We start from the raw sequence: 20,637 nt of genomic DNA on the forward strand, positions 1-20,637 counted from the left end.
ACCATCACGGTCGGGTTGTCCGGCGAAGCAAGGAGTGTGGTTGTGGCGGTAATGCAGCAAATCCAGGCCGAGGTCGATCGTTACCCGCTCGTGCTGTTCATGAAGGGCACCCCGCAGTACCCGATGTGCGGCTTTTCCAGCCGCGCCGTGCAGGCGTTGATGGCTGCCGGCGCCGTCACCCTGCGCACCGTCAACGTGCTCGAAGAACCGGAGATCCGCGCCAACCTGCCGCGCTTCTCCAACCTGCCGACCTTCCCGCAGCTGTTCATCAACGGCGAGTTGATCGGCGGCTGCGACATCGTCATGGAACTGTTTGAATCCGGCGAGCTCAAGCGCATCGTCGAAGAGGCGACCCAGGGATGAGTGCCTGGCCGTCGACGTCACCGACTGACGGGGCGCTCGATGGCCGCCCCTTGCAGGACCGCGTGGTGCTGGTTGCCGGTGCCGGCGGCGGGCTGGGCAGTGCGGCGGCGATTGCCGCTGCGGCGGCCGGGGCTACGGTGGTCCTGCTGGGGCGCAAGCCGCGCCGGCTGGACCGGGTCTATGCCCAGGTCCAGGCGGTCGGCCCGGAACCCCTGCTGTACCCGATGGACCTGGAGGGTGCCGGCCCCGATGACTATGCCGAACTGGCCCAGGCCCTGCAGCGTGAGCTGGGGCGGCTGGATGGCCTGCTGGTCTGCGCCGCGCATTTCCCCGGCCTGACCCCGTTCGAGCTGGCCGACCCGGCCAGTTTCGCCCGCGCGGTCCATGTCACCCTGACCGCCCCGGCCTGGCTGGCCCAGGCCTGCCTGCCGCTGCTGCGGCAGCGCGAGGATGCTGCCCTGGTCTTCGCGGTCGATGCCCCCGAACGGGTGGGGCAGGCCTACTGGGGCGGGTATGGCGTGGCCCAGCACGGCCTGCGTGGCCTGATCGGCAGCCTGCACGATGAGCTGGGTCGCAGCCCGGTCCGGGTCAGTGGCCTGTACCCGGGGCCCCTGCGCACGGCACTGCGCGCCCGAGCCTATTCCGTCGATCAGGACCCGGCTGCGCAAGGGCCCGAAGCGGCCGCCGCTGCGGCCGTCATCCTGTTGTCCCCGGCCGGCCATGCCTGGCGGGGGACGATTCTCGATGCCAGCGAGGCAGTTCCCCGCGAGTGAGCCCCGGGGAAAGGCGGAGTGAAGAACCCGTCACGATTGCGTTGCGAACCGGTGCCGTTTGTCGCACAACCGTCACATTGATGGCGTAGCGTGTTAATCTAGTGTTAACCGTTATGGCTGCCTTCAGCCAAGCGGTAGGGAACCCCAGATAACTCTCCGACCAGCCACCCGCAGGGCTGTTTGGATGCGCTTTTTTTTCCGCCATCGCCAACTCGCATCGAGGCTACCGAAAAATGACCCACCCACTCCGGATGTCCAAGCTTACCCTTGGTCTCGTGGCTGCACTTGCTGCCGCTCCCGCCTTCGCCCAGACCACCACTGCCGGTGTCGGCGGCCAGGTCGTGACCAGCGGCGGCCAGCCCGTCGCCGGTGCTGAAGTCACCATCACCCACACCGAGTCGGGCACGGTTTCGCGCGCTACTACCGACGCGGCGGGTCGCTACAACGCGCGCGGCCTGCGCGTGGGTGGTCCCTACACCATCACCATCACCAAGCCGGGTGAAGGCACCAAGACCGAAGATGGTGTGTACCTGGGCGTGAACCAGACCGGCACCATCAATGCCATCCTGACCGGTGACGTGGCCAAGGCCACCAACCTGGACACCGTGCAGGTCACCGCTGTCGGCGGCGGCTCGGAGGTGTTCAGTGCCACCAAGATGGGCTCGGGCACCAACATCAGCCAGGAGCAGATCGAGATTGCGCCGTCCATCGGCGGCAACATCCAGGATCTGATGCGCCTGGATCCGCGCGTCACCTTCATCGATCGCGCCTCGGGCTCGATCTCGGCCGGTGGCCAGAACCCGCGCTACAACTCGATCAACATCGACGGCGTCTCGGCCAGCGACACCTTCGGCCTGGAAGGCAACAACATGCCGACCCGCCGCCAGCCGGTCGCGATGGAAGCCATCGAAGCGCTGGACATCAACCTGTCCAACTACGACGTCAGCATCGCTGGCGCTGCCGGTGCCACCGTCAATGCGGTGACCAAGTCCGGTACCAATGAATTCCACGGTTCGGTGTACGGCACCTACCGTGACGGTGACTGGTTCGGCAAGAACCCGGAAGGCAAGAAGTTCAACGGCTTCAATGACGAAAAGACCTACGGCATGACCCTGGGCGGCCCGATCGTCAAGGACAAGCTGTTCTTCTTCGCCAACTACGAGAAGTTCAAGCAGTCCGCGCCGGGCGCCGATCTGTCCAGCACCGCGCTGGGCAAGGCCAATGCCGACTACAGCATGGCTGACGTGACCCGTGCCCAGGAAATCGCCAAGGGTTATGGCTTCGATGCCGGCGGTATCGAAAGCAACGGCAACACGGATCTGGAAGAGTACGCGCTGAAGCTCGACTGGAACATCAACGAGAACCACCGCGCCAACATCCGTTACAGCAAGCTCGAGCAGAGCAAGCTGCGCATCAACGGCATGGGCTCGACCTCGCAGGCTTCGCTGAGCTCTTACTGGTACCAGCACGTCAAGACCAACGAGAGCTACGTCGCCCAGGTCTTCAGCGACTGGACCGACACCTTCTCGACCGAGTTGAAGGCTTCGTACCGCGAGTACTCGGCCGTCCGCGAGGTGCCGACCAATGCCCCGAGCATCCGCATCTACTTCCCGCGCGGTGGCGATGTGACCACGCCGGAAGGCGACTCGCTGTTCCTGGGTACCGAGACCAACTCGCAGAACAACGTGCTGGAAACCAAGGCGTGGAACTACTACGCCGCCGGTACGCTGACCTTGGGTGACCACGACCTGAAGTTCGGTGGTTCGTACGACACCAACGATGTCTACAACTACTTTGGCGCTGGCTCGTGGGGTGCTTACACCTTCTATGGCCTGGACAATTTCGCCAAGGGGCAGTGGCAGACCTACCAGCTGAACAAGGAAAAGAGCGCGAACTCGATCGCGGCTGACTACAAGTACAGCAACCTGGCCCTGTTCGTGCAGGACACCTGGTACGTCAACAGCAACCTGACCCTGACCATGGGTCTGCGTGGCGACCGGCCGAAGGTGAGCCCGGCGCCGGCGTACAACCAGAAGGCGCAGACTGTCTTCGGTTATGACAATAGTGCGGTGTTCCCGAGCAAGTTCCTGATCCAGCCGCGCTTCGGCTTCAACTACACCTTCGACACCGAGCGCCCGACACAGCTGCGCGGCGGCATCGGCCTGTTCCAGGGTGATGCACCGCAGGTGTGGATCAGCAACAGCTACTCCACCACCGGCTTCAACTACGACTCGTACAACATCAGCCGCTACAACGGCCAGAAGTTCAATCCGGACAAGGACAACCAGCCGGTCCCGACCACTCCGGGCAGCGCGCTGCAGAACGTCAACTTCGTCGGCCGCGACTTCAAGCTGCCGTCGCTGTACAAGGCCAACCTGGCCTTCGATCACGAGCTGCCTTGGTACGGCATGGTCGCCTCGGCCGAGCTGCTGGTCACCAAGGTCAAGGATGGCCTGTACTACCAGCACCTGAACCTGGGCAAGGGCCGTCAGGTCGGTGCCGATGGTCGCGTGAACTACTACGTGCCTTCGGCTGACGGCAGGGCGTGGGGCACCAACGATGCGCGTAATGGTTATGCCGCACAGGGCTTCAACAACGTCTACCTGATCGACAACACCGATCAGGGCCGCACCTCGCAGTTCACCGTCTCGCTGAGCAAGCCGTGGAGCGCGAGCAGCGACTGGTCCTGGAACCTGGGCTACACCTACACCGATGCCAAGGAAGTGGGTAGCCTGACCAGCTCCACCGCCAGCTCGGGCTGGGGCTACCAGTACGCCTTCAATGCCAACGAGGAAATGCTGAACACCTCGCGCTACCAGATCCGAGACCGCCTGTCGGGCTCGCTGAACTGGAAGCACAAGTTCTTCGGCGACTACGAGACCAAGGTGGGTCTGGTGTACGAAGGCCGCAGCGGCCGCCCGTACAGCTACATCTATGTGAACGACGCCAACGGCGACGGCCGTTCGGGCAACGACCTGTTCTACGTGCCGCGTCGCGGCGAGGTCCTGTTCGGTACCCTGTCCAACAACGGCAAGTTCACCGCCGATGCGGCGATGGAGAAGTCGTTCTTCGACTGGCTGGCGGCCAACCCGCAGCTGGCCAAGTACGAAGGCCAAGTGGCTCCGGCCAACCAGTTCCGTACCGGCTGGATCAACACCTTCGACATCCGTATCAGCCAGCAGCTGCCGGGCTTCATGAAGGGCCACAAGTCGGAGATCTGGCTGGACATCCAGAACGTCGGCAACATGCTCAACAAGAAGTGGGGCAACATCTACGACTACGGCTTCTACGCCAACGCTCGTGTTGCCAGCCTGCAGGGCCTGTACAACGGCAAGTACGTCTACAACTACCGTGGCGCGGACCTGCCGAGCGTCGCCAACTCCGATGCTGACGGCTTCGACGTCGGTGTCTCGCAGTGGTCGATGCAGCTGGGCTTCCGCTACCAGTTCTGATGCACTGACGTAGCGCTGCTGTAAACGGAAACGGCCGGGGAAACCCGGCCGTTTTCCGTTCAGGCGAAAGTCCTTGCGGGGCGCTGGGCAACGGCGTAGCATCTGGAAATGTGCGCGGCGTCAACGCCGCCCAGGCGGTCCCGGACAGGGGAACGCGGGCAGCACACATCCAACGGTCGGGCTTCCCGGCCGTTTTGCTTTTTAAGGGGGCGGCAGTACAGTCGGAAACCTTGAAGGAAGCGAAAAATTGGATATGACCACGAACGAAAAATCAGCCCGTGCACTGCCGGTGCAGGATGCGCGGATCTACCCGCGCGGTGGGCTGGATGTGCTGTCGCGGGCCGAGGTCGCACGCCTGCGCGATGCCTCCGCCGGCGGCATGCATGAGCTGCTGCGCCGCTGCGCGCTGGCTGTGCTGACCAGCGGCAGCGCTTCGGACGATCCGCGCGCGGCGCGCGACCTCTACCCTGATTTCGACATCCAGGTGGCGCAGCAGGATCGCGGCGTGCGCATCGACCTGGTCAACGCACCGGCGATGGCCTTCGTCGACGGCGAGATCATCCGCGGTGTCGCCGAACTGCTGTTCGCCGTCGTGCGCGACCTGGCCTACATGGCCATCGAGATGGGCCCGGCCTACGCGGCCGAGCTGGAGTCGTCCGAGGGCATCACCAACGCGGTGTTCGGCCTGCTGCGCAATGCGCGCATCCTCAACCCGGGCGATCCGAACCTGGTGGTGTGCTGGGGCGGCCATTCGATCTCGCGCGACGAGTACCTGTACACCAAGCAGGTGGGTTACGAGCTGGGCCTGCGCGGCCTGGACATCTGCACCGGCTGCGGTCCGGGTGCGATGAAGGGCCCGATGAAGGGTGCGACCATCGCCCATGCCAAGCAGCGCCGCACCGTCACGCGCTACATCGGCCTCACCGAGCCGGGCATCATTGCGGCCGAGTCGCCGAACCCGATCGTCAACCACCTGGTGATCATGCCGGACATCGAGAAGCGCCTTGAGGCCTTCGTCCGCATCGGCCACGGCATCATCGTGTTCGCCGGCGGCGTCGGCACTGCCGAAGAGATCCTGTACCTGCTCGGCATCCTGCTGCGCGAGGAGAACAAGGACCTGCCGTTCCCGCTGATCCTGACCGGCCCGACCGTGGCGGCGCCGTACTTCGAGCAGATCGACCGCTTCATCCGCCTGACCCTGGGTGATGAGGCTGCCGAGCGCTACGAGATCATCATCGGTGACCCGGTCGCGGTGGCCAAGAAGATGGCCAACGGCATCAAGCGCGTGCGCGAGCACCGCCTGGCGCAGAAGGACTCGTTCTTCTTCAACTGGTCGATCGAGATCCCGTGGGAGTACCAGCAGCCGTTCGTGCCGACCCACGAGGCGATGGCCGCGCTGGACCTGCACCACGGGCGTGCGCCGCACGCGCTGGCGGCCGATCTGCGCCGGGCGTTCTCGGGCATCGTCGCCGGCAACGTGAAGGAGGACGGCATGCGCCGCATCGAGCAGTTCGGGCCGTTCCAGATCCACGGGGATCCGGACATGATGCAGGCGCTGGATGCGCTGCTGCGCGCCTTCGTCGAGCAGCGCCGGATGAAGATCTCCGGCGAATACCAGCCCTGCTACCAGGTGCTGGCCTGAACCCGGGCCGGCGCGATTGGGATCGCGCCGGCACGGGCAGGGGAGGGCGGGTCGTCAAGCCTTTGACGCCCGTCGCCCCGGATTGACCGTTCATCCTGCCGCCGCTTGCCGGTGGCGGGACGATGGCCCATCGTGGCCACCAACACGCTGGGGAGCGTCCAATGTCTTTGCGCCGGCAAAACGGTTTCACGCTGGTTGAACTGATGGTCACGCTGGCCGTCTTCGTGATCCTGGCGTCGATCGCCTATCCGAGCTTCCGCGGGATGATCCGCTCGAACCGGCTGGCGACCGCCAACAATGAACTGATCGCGCTGGCCAACCTGGCCCGCAGCGAAGGCATCCGCAACAGCAACGGTGGCGGTGTCTGTGGCAGCGCCGATGGCAAGGCCTGTGATGGCGACTGGTCCAAGGGTGTGCTGGCCTGGTCGGACCTCGATGGCGACGGCCAGATGGGCAGCAATGACGTCGCGCTGCGCTTTTCTCAGGGCAATCCGCAGCTGAGCGTAGTCGGCCCACCGGGCGCGGTCATCGCCTTCGACGGGCGCGGCCGGCGCAGGGCGGTCGCTGATCAGACCCTGGTGCTGTCGCCGGATGCGTGCAAGGCCGGTGAATCGAAAAGCACGTTGACGATCAACCAATCCGGCCAGGTCCGGGTGACCAAGGGAGCCTGCTCATGAGCCGCCGCAACCTGGCCCGCCCGCGCTCGTCGCAGGGTGGCTTCAGCCTGATCGAAGTGATGGTGGCGGTGCTGATCCTGGCGTTCGGGCTGCTGGGCTTTGCCTTGCTGCAGACCACCAACGTCCGCTTCGTGCAGAGCGCAAACTACCGCACCCAGGCGACCAACCTGGCCAACGACCTGATCGAGCTGATGCGCGCCCAGCGCACCGATACCCTGGCCGGTGGGGCCTATTCCTCGGCCTCGTTCTCGGCCGGCTCGGTGAAGCCCAGCGGCGTCTGCGCCTGGCCGACCGGCGCTGCCGTGACGCCGAAGACGAACGTGGCGCGATGGCAGTGCGAGGTCGCGCGCACGCTGGGCGAGAAGGCCAGCGCGCAGGTGACCTTCGTGCAGAGCACCGGCCAGGTCACCGTGGCCATCAGCTGGGGTGACCAGCGCTGGGATCCGAAGGATCCCGACAGCCTTACCACCTTCGGCCTGACGACCTTCCTGTGAACGCGCCCATGAGTCCAATTTCGCGAGCCCGAGGCCTGTCGCTGATCGAACTGATGATCGCCATGGTCATCGGCCTGGTCCTGATGCTGGGCGTCACCCAGATCTTCATCGCCTCGCGTGCGGCGTCGCGGCTGTCCGAAGGCGCGGCCCGTACCCAGGAGAACGCGCGCTTCGCGCTGGATTTCCTGCAGCGTGACCTGCGCATGGCCGGCCACTTCGGCTGCGTCAACGACCAGGCCCACGTGGTCAAGAACACCGGCGATGTCGGCTATCACCTGGGCATCAGCTCGGGCAGTGGCGACCCGCAGGATTTCTCGGTTCCGGTGCAGGGGTATGAGGCAGCAGGTACGGCGCCGGGCGCCACGCTGACGCTGGGCCGTGCGTGGAGCGCGGCGCAGTCGGTACCGAAGAGCATCACCAACCTCAAGCCGGCGCCGTTGCCTGGCAGCGACATCCTTGTGCTGCGCCTGATGAGTCCGGAAGGGGCCGTGGTGACCGGCATCTCCGTGGCCGCGGGTGCGACCACGCTGACCGTCTCCAGTGATGGCATGGCCCGACTGAAGGCCAACGCCGCAGGTACGCCGACGGTCTTCGGCATAGCCGACTGCACCCGTGCCGACGTCTTCCCCGCCACCATCAGCGGTTCGACCTTGAAGGTGGACAAGGTCGACCTGAGCAACTATTCGATCAACAACGCGATGACCATGCTGTATCGCGCCGATGGCATGGCGTACTACATCGCGACCAATCCCAATGGCGAGCCGGCGCTTTACCGGGCACGCGCGAATGGCGCCGGCGGCTACGCCGATGGCGAGGAGCTGGTGGAAGGCATCGAGAACATGCAGTTCCTGTACGGACTGGATGCCACCCCGGATATCGCCCTGCCCACGCCGCCGACCGGTCGCATCGTCGACCAGCGCGTGGCCAGTGCGGTCAGTACCGGTACCGATGCCACCGCCGCAGGGCAGTGGCGCCGCGTCGGCATGGTGCAGGTCGGCCTGCTGGCGCGCAGTCCGCAGCGTGCGTCGGCCGAAGCGCCGGGCAGTGCGGCCACGTATCCGGCCATCCTCGGGGTGGGCTTTGCCCCGGCCGATCCTTACGACCAGCGCCATCGTGGCGCCTATGAAGCGTCCGTTGCGCTGCGCAACCGCTTGTTCGGGAACTGACGACCATGCGCACTCATCCTTCCTCCCGACGCCGTCCCTTCGTTGCCCAGGGACGACAGCAGGGTGCGGTTCTCTATGTCGCGCTGATCATGCTGGTGCTGCTGGCCCTGCTGGGCGTGATCGGCATGCAGGTGGCCGGCATGCAGGAACGCATGGCGGCCGGCTACCGGGCGACCAACATGGCGCTCCAGAACGCGGAAGGCGCGGCACGCAGCGCCGAGAACGCCGTGGAGAACATCGCCAACCGCAAGGATGCCGGCGCCAATCCGGCCGTGGCCTCCTCCGACATCAACCAGCAGTGCGATGACGGCTTCGACCCCTCGGCCTGGGTCGCGAAAACCAAGCTGGGCAGCAAGCCGGCCATCTATGTCCGTGAGATCCAGGGCTGCATCCAGGGGGAGGGTGCGCTGGACATGGGCAAGTCGGTGGAGAAGCCGACGCCGGTCTACCAGATCACGACCTATGCCGGTGATACCACCAGTGATGCGACGTCGCGTGCGGCGATCGATACCGTATTCAAGCTGTGAGGGTGGGGAGCCCATGAACACTCGCAACCGCAGGATCCTGGCAGGCGTTGGCCTTGCCGTCTTGGCCGCTGGCGGCTATCTGGCGCATACCTTGTTTGCCGCACAGGCGCAGGGCGTGCTGGCACAGGAGCCGATGAACGTGCAGACGCGCGCGACACCGGCGTTCATCATGGCGGTGGACGATTCGGGTTCGATGAACTTCGAACGCATGTTCCCCGGTGGTGACGGCCGCATGCGCTGGAACAGCAACACCAACAGCTTCTTCAACAACGATGGAAGCTTCTTCAGCGTGGGCTCGGCGTGCGCCAGCAACTCGGTGGACTGTTACCTCTACCTGTATCCGCACGCGGAGTTCAACAAGGAATACTCGCCAGGCCGCGCCATTCCGCCGCTGGATATCTACGGCTTCGCGCGTTCGCATGTCTACAACGCCAGTTACTTCAACCCGGCAGTGACCTATCGGCCGTGGACCAATGCCGATGGCACGCTGTGGGCAGATGCCTCCATCACCCAGACCCGCGCCGATCCCCGGTCCGGCCAGCGCGGCTACAACGCCGTGTACAACATGACCGTCAATCGGGCCGACACGTCGGAAAAGTTCCAGTTCGTCAACGGTATGCGGATTCCCGACCTTTCCGGTACCGGCAATGAATACTATGTCGACAGCTGGTGGGATGGTGGATGGAAGACCGCCGCGATCAGCAACACCGGCAATACCACATACTCCATCAGTTATTTTCCGGCGACCTTCTACCTGCCGGCTGCAGCGCCTGCACCGGACGGATACAAGACCGACGACGCCAGTCGCCCGGTGATTACCGGTGCCTGTGGTCCGGGCTGCAACCTGCGTCGCTACCAGATCAAGCCGGGCAATTACTCGAGTCCGGCCGCCTACAACGCCGCGATCCAGAATTTCGCCAACTGGTTCCAGTATCACCGCAACCGCGTGCTGGCCATCGTCGGTTCGTCGACCGCCGCCCTGGTGAGCGTGGATACGATGCGGGTGGGCTACTTCACCATCAACAAGCTCAGCAACGCGACCATGTATGACATGGTCACCAACCGAGCTGACCTCTACAAGCAGATTTATGCGCTGACGGCCAACGGCGGCACGCCCAACCGTCGCGCGGTGGAGTATCTGGTCGACCAGTTCCGTCGTACCGACGCCGATGCCCCCGTGCAGCTGGCCTGCCAGCGTAATGGCGGCATGCTGTTCACCGATGGCTACACCAACTCCGGCAATGCACCGAGCGCGTCCTTCGGTGACGCCGACTCGGTGAACTCGACCCACCTGCCGTCCATTCCGTTCTCCGACGGCTACAGCAATACCATCGCCGACATCGCCGCGGCGGCTTATGCAGGCGCCCGGACCCCCCTGCGCACCGGGACCAGCTTCCCGGCGGGGCAGGTGCCGGTCAGTGACAAGTGCAGCTCCCTGGACAAGAGCAGCCCGGACTGGAAGCGCCTGGACTGCCAGACCGACCTGCACATGAACTTCTACGGCGTGACCCTGGGCGCGCAGGGCAAGATCTACGGCGTCAACCAGGCCGCAACCGCCGATCCGTACAAGACGGCGCCGAACTGGGCCGGCAATGGCAATCCGCTGGACGTCGATGACGGTACCGTCATCGATGAGCTGTGGCATGCGGCCGTCAACAGCCGTGGCGAATTCATCAACGCGCAGACCCCGGCGGACGTCACCGAGGCCATGCGTCGGGTGCTGTCCTCGATCAGTGGTGGTGCGTCGCCTTCAGGCACGATCGGTATCAGTGGTGCGCGCATCGGCACCGGCTCACTGGCGGTCACCCCACGCTATGACATCACCAACAGCGGCACCGACTGGTCGAGCAAGCTGACTGCGGCCAGCGTCAAGGTCAACGCCGACCAGGTCGCGGAGCTCACCGAGGTGTGGGAAGCCTCCAGCCGCCTGACGTCGTCCGGCCGCCGGATCGTGGCCAACAAGCTGGGTTCGCCGGTGGACTTCAACAGTGCCCGTATCAGCCTGCAGGATCTGTGCAGCAAACCCGACGGCAAGTACGCGTCGATGCTGGTCTGCTCCACCGACAAGCTGACGACGATCAAGGCCGATCTGGCCAGTGCCATCAACTATCTCAGTGCCGACAGCTCCACCGAGGTCCGCAACGGCGGCAAGTATCGTGACCGGACCACGCCGCTGGGTGACATCGTCAATTCGGCGCCGGTGGTCAGCTCGCCGCTGGACGACTACGGGTACCGCCAGCTCGGCGGCACCTACGCCAAGAGCTACACCGACTACCTGGCGGCCAAGGCCAAGTCCCAGCGGTACATGGTCTATGTCGGTGCCAATGACGGCATGCTGCACGCCTTCGATGGCGGCATGAAGGCCGATGCCAAGCAGGACGGCACCGGCGGCACGGAGAGCTTTGCCTACATCCCGGCCACCGCGCTGGGGCACATGGCCAACCTGCTGTTCCCCTACAAGTCCGATACGGCCGACCAGACCTTCCGCCACCGCTATTACGTCGATGGCCCGATTGCCGTGGCCGATACCTACAATGGCACCGCGTGGCAGACCAGTCTGGTAGGCACCACGGGGGCAGGTGGCCGTTCGGTGTTCGCGCTGGACGTCACCACGCCGGGCAGCTTCGGCACCGGCAACGTGCTGTGGGAAATCAGCGACATCAACGCGTCGCTGAGGGACGAGGTGCGCAACAACATCGGATTCGTGCTGGGCAAGCCGGTGATCGTGCCGGTGAAGAGCGGCACCGGCGTGGCCTGGAAGGCGATCTTCGGCAATGGGTACGGCAGCGCCAATGGCAAGGCGGTGCTGTTCGTGGTCGACATGGCCAGTGGCGACATCCGGATGATCGAAGCCGTCGAGGGTACGTCAGGCGCCGGCATCTCCGGGAGCAACGGACTGGGCAATGTTGTGGTTGTCGATCGCTGGACCGGTACCAACCAGGATGCGCGCGGCCGTGATGGACTGGCCGACACCGTCTATGCCGCCGATCAGCGTGGCGCCGTGTGGAAGTTCGACCTGACCAGCAGTGCGAACACCACGCTGACCGTGCCGATGTTCACCAGCCAGGTTGCCCAGGACTCCTCCACCAAGACCTACCGCCAGCCGATCACCGGTGGCATGACTGCTGCCACCGGTCCTTCGGGCGGCGTGATGCTCTATTTCGGCACCGGCAGCTTCTCCTTCACCAGCGACAAGGATGACAAGGCGCAGCAGGCGCTGTACGCCGTGAACGATCTGTCGGGGAAGACAGTGACCTCGACGGTGACCGCTGCCAACCTGGTTCCGTACACGGCCGCGGCCGCCACTGCAGGCGTTGATGAACGCAAGATCACGGCGGGGACGGCCCCGGCAAATGCCCGGGGCTGGATGATCCAGCTGCCTGCCGGCAATGGCGAGCGTGCGGTGGGCAACCCGATCCTGGTCAGTGGCATCGTCTTCATGCCGACCTACGTGCCCAACATGCAGTCGGTGGGCTGTTCGACCAGCGGTTCGAACTGGCTGTTCGGGCTGTCGTCGATCAGCGGCTTGCCGATGTTGGAGAACGTGCGCTATGGCTCGCCGACCGGCAGCCGGCCCGGGGCAGCGACCGCCGCCATCGCGTTGAAGACTGGAGGAACTGCGCCGGTCCGTGACGTTTCGCTGTCGGTGCTGCCGCGTCCGACGGACAACAAGGCGCCGCCCGGAGGCAGCTCCTGCTGGATGGCCGTCGGCGCGGCGGGCAGCCAGTCGCTGTATCTGCCTTACCCTTGCGGTCGCCAGTCCTGGCGCCAGCTCCAGTAACCCCAGTGCGAGGATCCACGCTCATGTTGCACACTCACATGCCTCGCCGCGCGGCTGGCTTTACGCTGATCGAATTGATGATCGTGGTGATCGTCATCGGCATCCTGGCGGCGATCGCCATTCCGTCCTATCAGGAATACGTGCGCCGATCGCATCGTGCCGTGGTGAAGGCGGACCTGGCTGAGTACGCACAGCGCGCCGAGCGCTACCACACCAGCAACAACTCCTACACCGGCTACGCGCTGCCGACCAAGGTGTCGCCCCGTGATGGCGGTACCGTGCGCTACAACCTGGACTACAAGGGGGATGGCACCAGCTTCACCATCACCGCCACCCCGCAGGGCACGCAGGCCAAGGACAGCTGCGGCACGATGAGCGTGGACCAGGCCAACCGCAAGACGGCCGACGGTGGCGTTGCCAGTTGCTGGTGAAACAGGTGTTGATCTTCCTGTAATCGACCAGTACAATGCGCCTCCCCGCCCGAATAGCTCAGCCGGTTAGAGCACTTGACTGTTAATCAGGGGGTCGTTGGTTCGAGTCCAACTTCGGGCGCCAGACACTGCAAAAGCCGCGAGAAATCGCGGCTTTTGCTTTTCTGCGCAGGCAGTCAGCAGGGCGTATCGCGGTCCACGCGTTCACTTCGCACGCGGCCGCCATTGTTGACGATCAACGCACCGTGCAGCCGGTTGCCCGCGCAGATGCGCAGGGTCAGGTTGGCCCCTGGGCTGCGTCCGTCTGCCTGGAAGAACAGCTGGGGCCGCCCGCTGCTGGCCTGGGCAAGGATCGATATGTCCGAGCGCCCGGTGTGATGGTTCAGGATCGCCTCCGGCGACGTTGGCTCCCCGCGCTGGTCGCCACTGCGGTAGATGATCCAGCCGGCGCTCCAGTCGTCGCTGCAGTGCAGGCCGTCGATACTGGCGCAGAGGCCGATCAGCTCGCGTCTGCGCAATGCCTCGCTGCGCGCGCCGGCCAGGCTGGCGTGCAGGGTCAGTTGTAGTGCATCGGCGCGTTGCCGCAGCAGCAAAGGCTGCAGCGCCGGCCAGGACGCCGCCAGCAGCACCGCCAGCACGGCGATGACCACCAGCAGTTCGGTCAGGTGCACGCCCCGCGCAGAGCGGGGGCCGAGGGGGCAGGGGGCATGGGTCGGGTGCATGCATCCAGCCTCCGCGCCCGGCTGCGCGGCCGCCATCGGGAATCCCCGTGGCGGGCTGCCCGGCCACTCCTCAGCCAGCCGTCACCCCTCGCCCCGTATACTCATCCTTCCCGGGAACTGGCAACACCATGAGCGACAGTTTTGAACTTGTCTCGCCGTATTCGCCGGCGGGCGACCAGCCCGATGCCATCGCGAAGCTGACCAGCAACTTCGAGGCCGGCATCGCCAAGCAGACCCTGCTGGGCGTGACCGGCTCGGGCAAGACCTACACCATCGCCAACGTCATCCAGAACATTCAGAAGCCGACGCTGATCATGGCGCCGAACAAGACGCTGGCGGCGCAGCTGTATGGCGAATTCAAGGCGTTCTTCCCGCACAACGCGGTGGAGTATTTCGTCAGCTATTACGACTACTACCAGCCGGAAGCCTACGTGCCGTCGTCGGACACCTTCATCGAGAAGGACAGTTCGATCAATGAACATATCGAGCAGATGCGGCTGGCCGCGACCAAGACCCTGCTGTCGCGCCCGGACGCGATCGTGGTGGCGACGGTGTCGGCGATCTATGGCCTGGGCGCGCCGGAAGACTACCTGTCGCTGCGCCTGATCCTGTCCAAGGGCGAGCGCATCGACCAGCGCGACCTGATCAACCACCTGACCCAGCTGCAGTACACGCGCAATGAGTACGAACTGCAGCGCGGCACCTTCCGCGTGCGCGGCGAAGTGATCGACGTGTTCCCGGCCGAGTCGGACAGTGAAGCGCTGCGCCTCGAGCTGTTCGATGGCGAGGTCGAGAAGATCACCCTGTTCGATCCGCTGACCGGCGAGACGCTGCGCAACATGCAGCGCTTCACCGTGTATCCGAAGACCCACTATGCGACCACGCGCGAACGCGTGCTGGCGGCGATCGAGACGATCAAGGTGGAGCTGAAGGAGCGGCTGGAGCAGCTGTACGCGCAGAACAAGCTGGTGGAGGCGCAGCGTTTGGCGCAGCGCACCCAGTTCGACCTGGAGATGATGGCCGAGGTCGGTTACTGCAACGGCATCGAGAACTACTCCCGGCACCTGACCGGCAAGGCCGCCGGCGAGCCGCCGCCGACCCTGTTCGACTACCTGCCGGCCGATGCGCTGCTGGTCATCGACGAATCGCATGTGACCATTCCGCAGATCGGCGCCATGTTCAAGGGCGATCGCTCGCGCAAGGAAACCCTGGTCGAGTTCGGCTTCCGCCTGCCGTCCGCGCTGGACAATCGTCCGCTGCGTTTCGAGGAATGGGAGGAGCGTTGCCCGCGCAGCATCTACGTGTCGGCCACGCCGGGTCCGTATGAATACCGCGAGGCCGGAGACGAGATCACCGAACTGGTGGTGCGCCCGACCGGCCTGATCGACCCGGTGGTGGAGATCCGGCCGGTGGGTACCCAGGTCGACGACCTGATGAGCGAGGCCAACGCGCGCATCAAGGCGGGCGACCGCGTGCTGGTCACCACGCTGACCAAGCGCATGGCTGAAAACCTCACTGAATACCTCACCGAGCATGGCATCCGCGTGCGTTACCTGCACTCGGACGTGGACACTGTCGAGCGTGTGGAGATCATCCGCGACCTGCGCCTGGGCAAGTTCGACGTGCTGGTCGGCATCAACCTGCTGCGCGAAGGCCTGGACATGCCCGAGGTATCGCTGGTGGCGATCCTCGATGCCGACAAGGAGGGTTTCCTGCGCTCCACCGGCTCGCTGATCCAGACCATCGGCCGCGCCGCCCGCAACGTGCGCGGCAAGGCGATCCTGTATGCCGACCGGATCACCCGTTCGATGCAGGCGGCGATCGATGAAACCGACCGCCGCCGCGCCAAGCAGGTCGAGTACAACGAAGAACATGGCATCGTGCCGCGTTCGGTGGCGCGCCCGATCGTCGACGTCCTCGAGGGCGCGCGTTCGGATGCCGCGGAGAAGGAAGCCAAGAAGGGCAAGGGCAAGGGCCGGGCGGGCGTGGCCGAAGAGGCGACCGACTATCGTTCGCTGTCGCCGGCGCAGCTGGCTGTCCGTCTCAAGGCGCTGGAACAGCAGATGTACCAGCACGCCAAGGATCTGGAATTCGAGGATGCCGCGCGCGTGCGTGACCAGATCCGCCAGCTGAAGGAAGCCAGCCTGGGCTGAACGCGGCAGTGCAGCATCATCTTCACAAAAGTGTTGCGCTTCCCTGCCGGCATCCGTAATATACGCGGCCTGCACCGACGCAATCGCGGAAATGCAGAAGCAAAAGGGGCGGTTAGCTCAGCGGTAGAGCACTACCTTGACATGGTAGGGGTCACAGGTTCGAACCCTGTACCGCCCACCACGAAGTCCTTGCAAAAGGGCTCTCGTGAACTGCAAAGCCCGGCCCTGGCGCCGGGTTTTTACGTAACAAGGCCAGCCTTCGGGCGGCAAGAACAAGATGGGCGGTTAGCTCAGCGGTAGAGCACTACCTTGACATGGTAGGGGTCACAGGTTCGAACCCTGTACCGCCCACCACCTGTTCCCGGCGTTGCCGGTGAGACGGTGGAAACGATGAAAGCCGGCCCTGGGGCCGGCTTTTTTTCTTTCCAGGGGCAGGACCCCGACGTTCCCGCGAAGCCACATTCCTGCAGGTTCAGTGGCGTGAAATCAGTGGGTGATGGTGATCGAACGCTGGATCCGCCAGTGGCCATCGACGCGTTCCCACAACTGCGCTACACCTGCCCGGGCCAGCGCAGCATGCGGGCTGCCGCCTTGGTCGCCTGCCAGTTGCTGGCTGCCCAGGCGCAGCACGCGGTCCTGGCGCAGGTGATAGAGCTGCAGGGGCAGCGCTTCATGCGTGTCCTGCGGTCCTTCGGTGCGCAGGATCTGGCTGCGCAGGGCATCCTCGGTGGGCCCGCTGCCGTCGCCGAACAGGCTGGAGAACAGCAGGACCAGGGCAAGCATCGGCATGGCACGGTGCTCCAGCGGGAAAGTGCGTGCAGGCTGGCATGGCCGGCCGGGCACCGCAGCCGGCCTGCGACGAAGACGGGGATTGCGCCGCCAAAGGCGGGCAGGCGGCGATGAATCCGGGGCGCGCAGGCGTAGACTCGGCGCTACCGCGCAACCGCGCCGTCACTTCAACGAGCTGCCGCATGAGCGATCACGTCCCGGTGTCCAGGCCCAATCCGTTCCTGGAACGCCTGTTCGGCGGCAACATGCTGGAAGGCACGTTCAAGGCAGTGATCTGGGTGGCGATCCTGTGCGCGCTGCTGGCGTGGACCACGCTGCGCTGAGCGACGCTACCGCGTGGGCTTGGCTGCTGATGCAGTGAATACGGGTGCCGCGGCAAGGGTGCGGCGGCAGTGTCCGTGCATGTGCCGTCAGGCGCTGAAGGCCTGGCGCAGGCTGCGCAGGGTTGCCTGGCGGTGCTCCCTGGCCGTCGGCTCGCCCATCTCCAGTTCCTGCAGGCGCAGTCCAACCAGGGTCATCGACAACGCATAGCCGCGTGCCGCGTCGGCTACGCGTGACAGGCCCACTGCACGGCGTGCCAGTGCATTCACATGTTCGAGGTCGGGCATCAGTCCCAGATAGACGCGCTCGGCGCTGTCCAGGTCGGGCGCGCGCAGGATCGCGTGGGCTTCGGTGGCGGAGGAGACGGAGGCCATGGGGGTCCTTGTCCGTAGGGGGCGCTCGCTCAGAACGAGCGCATCAGGGAAACGAAGGCCGACGTCTGCGTGCCACGTCGTGCCATCGGGCTGTCCTTCACTGCATCACCGAACCACTGGTTGGCCACCACGCCGGTGGCGCGCCATTTGGTGCCCAGTGGCGTGCTGACCGCGATCTGCAGGCTCGGCGACGTGGTGCTGCCGGGGCGGTAGGCGGCAAGGCCCGAGCGCAGGGCTTCTTCATCGCTGATGCCGTAGTAGTAGTCGAGCAGCCGTGCACTGGAGTGCACCACGCCCGCCCGCGGCACCCAGGTGAAGCGACCCGCCTGGATCGGGTAGCTGTAATGCAGGCGCGACTCGAAACCGCCGCCATGGCCGGTCACTTCGCGCATCACGCTGGCCTCGACCATGCCCCAGTCGGCGCTGTACTCGCCGTTGATGCCGGCCATGGCCGACATCTGCCGGCTGTGCAGGCGGCGCAGCTGAGCATCGTTCACGTCGTCGGTCTTGAAGCGCAGCGTGTAGGGCGTGACCGCCGCCGACAGGCGCAGTCCCTGGCCCTTGTAGAGGTACATGCCCAGCGAGCCGGGGCTGGCGAAGAAGCGCTCGCCCTGCCAGGCAATGGCCGGTACCACCAGCGGTTTGACGTCGTAGTGCGCGTACGCACCGGAGGTCGCGCCAGCGCTGATGCCGGCCTGTACGCCCGGGTTCTGCTCGGCAGCGTGGGCGAGCAACGGCACGCCGAGGGCAGCGGTGAACAGCAGCGGGCGCAGCAGGGTCGGGGACAGCGACGGCATCGATCAGCCACGTTGCGGAGGATGGCTGCGCATGGTGAGGGGGCAACATTGTCAGAACATTGCGCCCGCGTGATCGGCACGCATGGGCGCAAAACCCTGGCGCCAGGCACTATGATCGGCAGCGTTTCCGGCAGACGAGTTCCTGATGCGCATCCTCCTGGTCGAAGACGATCCTGATCTGTCCCGCGCCCTGCAATCGGGCCTGGAGCGGCAGGGCGTGGTCGCCGACGTGGTCGGCAGCCTGGCCGAGGCCGCGCTCGCGTTGCGCGAACCGGTGCACCAGCTGCTGCTGCTCGATCGCCAGCTGCCCGATGGCGATGGCGCCGGATTCGTCGCGACGGCGCGTGCGCTGCGGCCGAACCTGGCGGTGATCATGCTGACCGCCAAGGGCACGCTGTCGGACAAGGTCGAAGGCCTGGACGTCGGTGCCGATGACTATCTGGTCAAGCCGGTGGCGATCGAGGAACTGATGGCGCGCATCCGCGCGGTATCGCGCAGGCCTTCGGCGATGGTGACACCGAGCCTGCGGCTGGGGCGCCTCGAGTTCGATTTCGAATCGCTGCAGGCGCAGGTGGAGGGCCAGCCTCTGGCGCTGCCACGTCGGCAGGTACTGGTGCTGCAGGCATTGGCGATGCGGCAGGGGCGCACGGTCACCCGCAGTGCGTTGGAGGCTGCGGTGTACGGTTTCGACGATGAGATCCAGTCCAATGCGCTCGACGCGCACATCTCCAAGCTGCGCAAGGCACTGCAGCAGGCCGGTGCCGGCGTCGAGATCCACGTGATACGGGGCGTCGGCTACCTGCTGGCGGAGGCCTGAGATGGCCCGTCCGATCCGTTCGATCACCCTTGGCCTGGCCTGGCGCCTGTTCCTGGCGCAGGCCTTCACCGTACTGTTCGCGGTGGTCGCGCTGATCCTGACCTGGGGTGACAAGGACTCCTGGGGCATGGACATGTTCGTTGCCGAGGCGGTGGCCAAGGCGGTGCACAGCGAAGACGGCCGCCTGGTGCTGGACCAGGCGCGCTGGGACAAGCTCGATGCCAACGCCGGGGGAAATCTCTGGTTCGCCGCGGTGGATGACAAGGGCATGTGGCTCGAGCGCGGCACCATCCCCGCGATCCACGCGCCGATGCTCGCGCGGCTGCCGACCGTGGGTGCCACCGAGCTGGGTTCGCTGGTACCGCCCTACCTGGACGTGGCGCGGGTGATGATCCGCAACGAGGATGGGCGCCGCATCACCGTGATGGTCGGTGGAGCACCCAAGGGCGGGCTGCTGGACGGTGCGCTGATGGTGCTGCGCCTGATCGGCCTGTGGTTCTTCCTGCCACTGATCGTGGTCACCCTGCTGGTGATGCCGACCGTGATCCACCGTGCCATGCGCGGTGTGCGCCGTTCCGCGCAGCAGGCCAAGGAGCTGGACATCGGCCAGCCCGGTGCGCGGCTGGATGCGCGGCTGGTCTCCACGGAAGTGGCGCCGCTGGTGGAAGCGTTCAACGATGCCATCGACAAGGTGCAGCAGGGCTACGCCGCGCGCGACAAGTTCCTTGCCGACGCAGCGCACGAGCTGCGCGTGCCGATCGCCGTGGTGCAGGCGCGCCTGTCGCAGCTGCCGCAGGGCGAGCTGAAATCGCAGTTGCTGACCGACGTGGCGCGGCTGGGCAATGTTGCCGAGCACCTGCTTGATCTGCAGCGGCTTGACCGCAATGTCGGCGCATTGCAGCGGCTGGACCTGGCCCTGCTGGTGCGTGAGGCAGCCGCGGACCTGGCGCCGTTGGTGGTGGGCGCCGGCTATGGATTCGAAGTGGACGCGCCGGACGCGCCGGTGTGGATCCACGGTGACAGCCTGGCGCTGGGGCGGGTGATTGCCAATCTGGTACACAACGCGATCGTGCATGGTGGTGGCCGTGGCACCATCTGTGTGCGGTTGGACACGCGCGGGTTGCTGGAAGTCAGCGACCAGGGCGCGGGCATTCCAGTAGGCGACCGCGAGGCGATCTTCGAGCCGTTCCATCGCCTGCGCGCGGCGGGCAGCGGCAGTGGCCTTGGCCTGCACCTGGTGAAGGAGATCGTGCAGCACCATGGCGGCTCGGTCAGTGTCGGTGAGGCCGCGGGCGGCGGCGCAAGCTTCCGGGTCACTTTCCATCGCGGCAGCGCGCGGCGCTGACGCGTTTGCGGGG

At 65.5% G+C, this 20,637-nt stretch carries 18 protein-coding genes and 3 tRNA genes; 17 read left to right on the plus strand and 4 right to left on the minus strand.

The annotated features are described in order from the left end of the window. The first annotated feature begins 42 nt into the window (after nucleotides 1-42). The 11 genes from grxD to VG556_RS06425 all read left to right on the plus strand — a co-directional run bounded on the left by grxD (nucleotide 43) and on the right by VG556_RS06425 (nucleotide 13,430). Nucleotides 43-363 (plus strand): Grx4 family monothiol glutaredoxin, encoded by a 321-nt coding sequence (gene grxD / locus VG556_RS06375; RefSeq protein ID WP_005415957.1) that lies wholly within the window; start codon nucleotides 43-45, stop codon nucleotides 361-363. Next, the gene (locus VG556_RS06380) at nucleotides 360-1,136 is read left to right on the plus strand and encodes an SDR family NAD(P)-dependent oxidoreductase (protein ID WP_049419100.1); all 777 of its coding nucleotides are present in this window, start codon (nucleotides 360-362) and stop codon (nucleotides 1,134-1,136) included. Before grxD ends, VG556_RS06380 begins: the two co-directional genes overlap by 4 nt. 251 nt (nucleotides 1,137-1,387) lie before the next feature. After that, entirely contained in the window at nucleotides 1,388-4,588 is a 3,201-nt protein-coding gene (locus VG556_RS06385; RefSeq protein WP_032960902.1) for a TonB-dependent receptor, read from the plus strand. 253 nt (nucleotides 4,589-4,841) lie between these two features. After that, nucleotides 4,842-6,230, plus strand: a complete 1,389-nt coding sequence (ppnN, locus tag VG556_RS06390; protein WP_014036604.1) for a nucleotide 5'-monophosphate nucleosidase PpnN — start codon at nucleotides 4,842-4,844, stop codon at nucleotides 6,228-6,230. 161 nt (nucleotides 6,231-6,391) lie between these two features. Further along, a complete protein-coding gene (locus VG556_RS06395; RefSeq protein ID WP_041863227.1) occupies nucleotides 6,392-6,907 on the plus strand; it encodes a pilus assembly FimT family protein in 516 nt (171 codons plus the stop codon). Beyond that, entirely contained in the window at nucleotides 6,904-7,401 is a 498-nt protein-coding gene (gene pilV / locus VG556_RS06400; protein ID WP_046429810.1) for a type IV pilus modification protein PilV, read from the plus strand. Before VG556_RS06395 ends, pilV begins: the two co-directional genes overlap by 4 nt. Before the next feature lie 8 nt (nucleotides 7,402-7,409). After that, a complete protein-coding gene (locus VG556_RS06405; RefSeq protein WP_049407947.1) occupies nucleotides 7,410-8,567 on the plus strand; it encodes a PilW family protein in 1,158 nt (385 codons plus the stop codon). Between the two features lie 5 nt (nucleotides 8,568-8,572). Further along, on the plus strand, nucleotides 8,573-9,094 hold the full coding sequence (locus VG556_RS06410) for a pilus assembly PilX family protein (RefSeq protein ID WP_100449713.1): 522 nt from the start codon (nucleotides 8,573-8,575) through the stop codon (nucleotides 9,092-9,094). 13 nt (nucleotides 9,095-9,107) lie between these two features. After that, nucleotides 9,108-12,875: a pilus assembly protein gene (locus VG556_RS06415; protein ID WP_100449714.1), complete on the plus strand. Its 3,768-nt coding sequence runs from the start codon at nucleotides 9,108-9,110 to the stop codon at nucleotides 12,873-12,875. Between the two features lie 23 nt (nucleotides 12,876-12,898). Further along, nucleotides 12,899-13,306, plus strand: a complete 408-nt coding sequence (locus tag VG556_RS06420) for a type IV pilin protein (protein WP_014646597.1) — start codon at nucleotides 12,899-12,901, stop codon at nucleotides 13,304-13,306. Nucleotides 13,307-13,353: 47 nt separating this feature from the next. Beyond that, nucleotides 13,354-13,430 (plus strand) — tRNA-Asn (locus tag VG556_RS06425). 52 nt (nucleotides 13,431-13,482) lie between these two features. Here the strand turns inward: VG556_RS06425 and VG556_RS06430 are convergent. Beyond that, nucleotides 13,483-14,028: a GspH/FimT family pseudopilin gene (locus VG556_RS06430; protein WP_051007154.1), complete on the minus strand. Its 546-nt coding sequence runs from the start codon at nucleotides 14,026-14,028 to the stop codon at nucleotides 13,483-13,485. Nucleotides 14,029-14,156: 128 nt separating this feature from the next. Between VG556_RS06430 and uvrB the strand changes: the two genes are divergently transcribed. The 3 genes from uvrB to VG556_RS06445 all read left to right on the plus strand — a co-directional run bounded on the left by uvrB (nucleotide 14,157) and on the right by VG556_RS06445 (nucleotide 16,535). Beyond that, on the plus strand, nucleotides 14,157-16,181 hold the full coding sequence (gene uvrB / locus VG556_RS06435; RefSeq protein ID WP_014646599.1) for an excinuclease ABC subunit UvrB: 2,025 nt from the start codon (nucleotides 14,157-14,159) through the stop codon (nucleotides 16,179-16,181). A gap of 106 nt (nucleotides 16,182-16,287) precedes the next feature. Next, nucleotides 16,288-16,362, plus strand: a tRNA-Val gene (locus VG556_RS06440). Nucleotides 16,363-16,460: 98 nt separating this feature from the next. Further along, nucleotides 16,461-16,535: transfer RNA gene (locus VG556_RS06445), tRNA-Val, on the plus strand. A 132-nt stretch (nucleotides 16,536-16,667) separates the two neighbouring features. Here VG556_RS06445 and VG556_RS06450 read toward each other — a convergent pair. Continuing rightward, a complete protein-coding gene (locus VG556_RS06450; RefSeq protein ID WP_032960880.1) occupies nucleotides 16,668-16,970 on the minus strand; it encodes a hypothetical protein in 303 nt (100 codons plus the stop codon). Nucleotides 16,971-17,152: 182 nt separating this feature from the next. Here VG556_RS06450 and VG556_RS06455 point away from each other — a divergent pair, with 182 nt between their 5' ends. After that, a complete protein-coding gene (locus VG556_RS06455; protein WP_162838510.1) occupies nucleotides 17,153-17,293 on the plus strand; it encodes a hypothetical protein in 141 nt (46 codons plus the stop codon). 87 nt (nucleotides 17,294-17,380) lie between these two features. Here VG556_RS06455 and VG556_RS06460 read toward each other — a convergent pair whose 3' ends face one another. Together VG556_RS06460 and VG556_RS06465 are read right to left on the minus strand one after the other, a co-directional pair. Further along, nucleotides 17,381-17,665: a hypothetical protein gene (locus VG556_RS06460; protein ID WP_014646601.1), complete on the minus strand. Its 285-nt coding sequence runs from the start codon at nucleotides 17,663-17,665 to the stop codon at nucleotides 17,381-17,383. A gap of 29 nt (nucleotides 17,666-17,694) precedes the next feature. Then, entirely contained in the window at nucleotides 17,695-18,462 is a 768-nt protein-coding gene (locus VG556_RS06465; protein ID WP_032960877.1) for a MipA/OmpV family protein, read from the minus strand. A gap of 145 nt (nucleotides 18,463-18,607) precedes the next feature. Here VG556_RS06465 and VG556_RS06470 point away from each other — a divergent pair, with 145 nt between their 5' ends. Then, a complete protein-coding gene (locus VG556_RS06470; RefSeq protein ID WP_005415973.1) occupies nucleotides 18,608-19,279 on the plus strand; it encodes a response regulator transcription factor in 672 nt (223 codons plus the stop codon). Nucleotide 19,280: 1 nt separating this feature from the next. Next, a complete protein-coding gene (locus VG556_RS06475) occupies nucleotides 19,281-20,624 on the plus strand; it encodes a sensor histidine kinase (protein ID WP_100449715.1) in 1,344 nt (447 codons plus the stop codon). Nucleotides 20,625-20,637: the final 13 nt, after the last annotated feature.

Origin of the sequence: Stenotrophomonas sp. CASM106, assembly GCF_049384825.1 — a bacterium.
GTDB lineage: Bacteria > Pseudomonadota > Gammaproteobacteria > Xanthomonadales > Xanthomonadaceae > Stenotrophomonas > Stenotrophomonas muris.

What these genes read in the sequence shown, in the direction of transcription:
- VG556_RS06380 (WP_049419100.1), top strand. Translation starts at nt 360, where the DNA reads ATGAGTGCCTGGCCGTCGACGTCACCGACTGACGGGGCGCTCGATGGC.
- VG556_RS06385 (WP_032960902.1), top strand. Translation starts at nt 1,388, where the DNA reads ATGTCCAAGCTTACCCTTGGTCTCGTGGCTGCACTTGCTGCCGCTCCC.
- ppnN (WP_014036604.1), top strand. Translation starts at nt 4,842, where the DNA reads ATGACCACGAACGAAAAATCAGCCCGTGCACTGCCGGTGCAGGATGCG.
- VG556_RS06395 (WP_041863227.1), top strand. Translation starts at nt 6,392, where the DNA reads ATGTCTTTGCGCCGGCAAAACGGTTTCACGCTGGTTGAACTGATGGTC.
- pilV (WP_046429810.1), top strand. Translation starts at nt 6,904, where the DNA reads ATGAGCCGCCGCAACCTGGCCCGCCCGCGCTCGTCGCAGGGTGGCTTC.
- VG556_RS06405 (WP_049407947.1), top strand. Translation starts at nt 7,410, where the DNA reads ATGAGTCCAATTTCGCGAGCCCGAGGCCTGTCGCTGATCGAACTGATG.
- VG556_RS06410 (WP_100449713.1), top strand. Translation starts at nt 8,573, where the DNA reads ATGCGCACTCATCCTTCCTCCCGACGCCGTCCCTTCGTTGCCCAGGGA.
- VG556_RS06415 (WP_100449714.1), top strand. Translation starts at nt 9,108, where the DNA reads ATGAACACTCGCAACCGCAGGATCCTGGCAGGCGTTGGCCTTGCCGTC.
- VG556_RS06420 (WP_014646597.1), top strand. Translation starts at nt 12,899, where the DNA reads ATGTTGCACACTCACATGCCTCGCCGCGCGGCTGGCTTTACGCTGATC.
- VG556_RS06430 (WP_051007154.1), bottom strand. Translation starts at nt 14,028, where the DNA reads ATGCACCCGACCCATGCCCCCTGCCCCCTCGGCCCCCGCTCTGCGCGG.
- uvrB (WP_014646599.1), top strand. Translation starts at nt 14,157, where the DNA reads ATGAGCGACAGTTTTGAACTTGTCTCGCCGTATTCGCCGGCGGGCGAC.
- VG556_RS06450 (WP_032960880.1), bottom strand. Translation starts at nt 16,970, where the DNA reads ATGCCGATGCTTGCCCTGGTCCTGCTGTTCTCCAGCCTGTTCGGCGAC.
- VG556_RS06455 (WP_162838510.1), top strand. Translation starts at nt 17,153, where the DNA reads ATGAGCGATCACGTCCCGGTGTCCAGGCCCAATCCGTTCCTGGAACGC.
- VG556_RS06460 (WP_014646601.1), bottom strand. Translation starts at nt 17,665, where the DNA reads ATGGCCTCCGTCTCCTCCGCCACCGAAGCCCACGCGATCCTGCGCGCG.
- VG556_RS06465 (WP_032960877.1), bottom strand. Translation starts at nt 18,462, where the DNA reads ATGCCGTCGCTGTCCCCGACCCTGCTGCGCCCGCTGCTGTTCACCGCT.
- VG556_RS06470 (WP_005415973.1), top strand. Translation starts at nt 18,608, where the DNA reads ATGCGCATCCTCCTGGTCGAAGACGATCCTGATCTGTCCCGCGCCCTG.
- VG556_RS06475 (WP_100449715.1), top strand. Translation starts at nt 19,281, where the DNA reads ATGGCCCGTCCGATCCGTTCGATCACCCTTGGCCTGGCCTGGCGCCTG.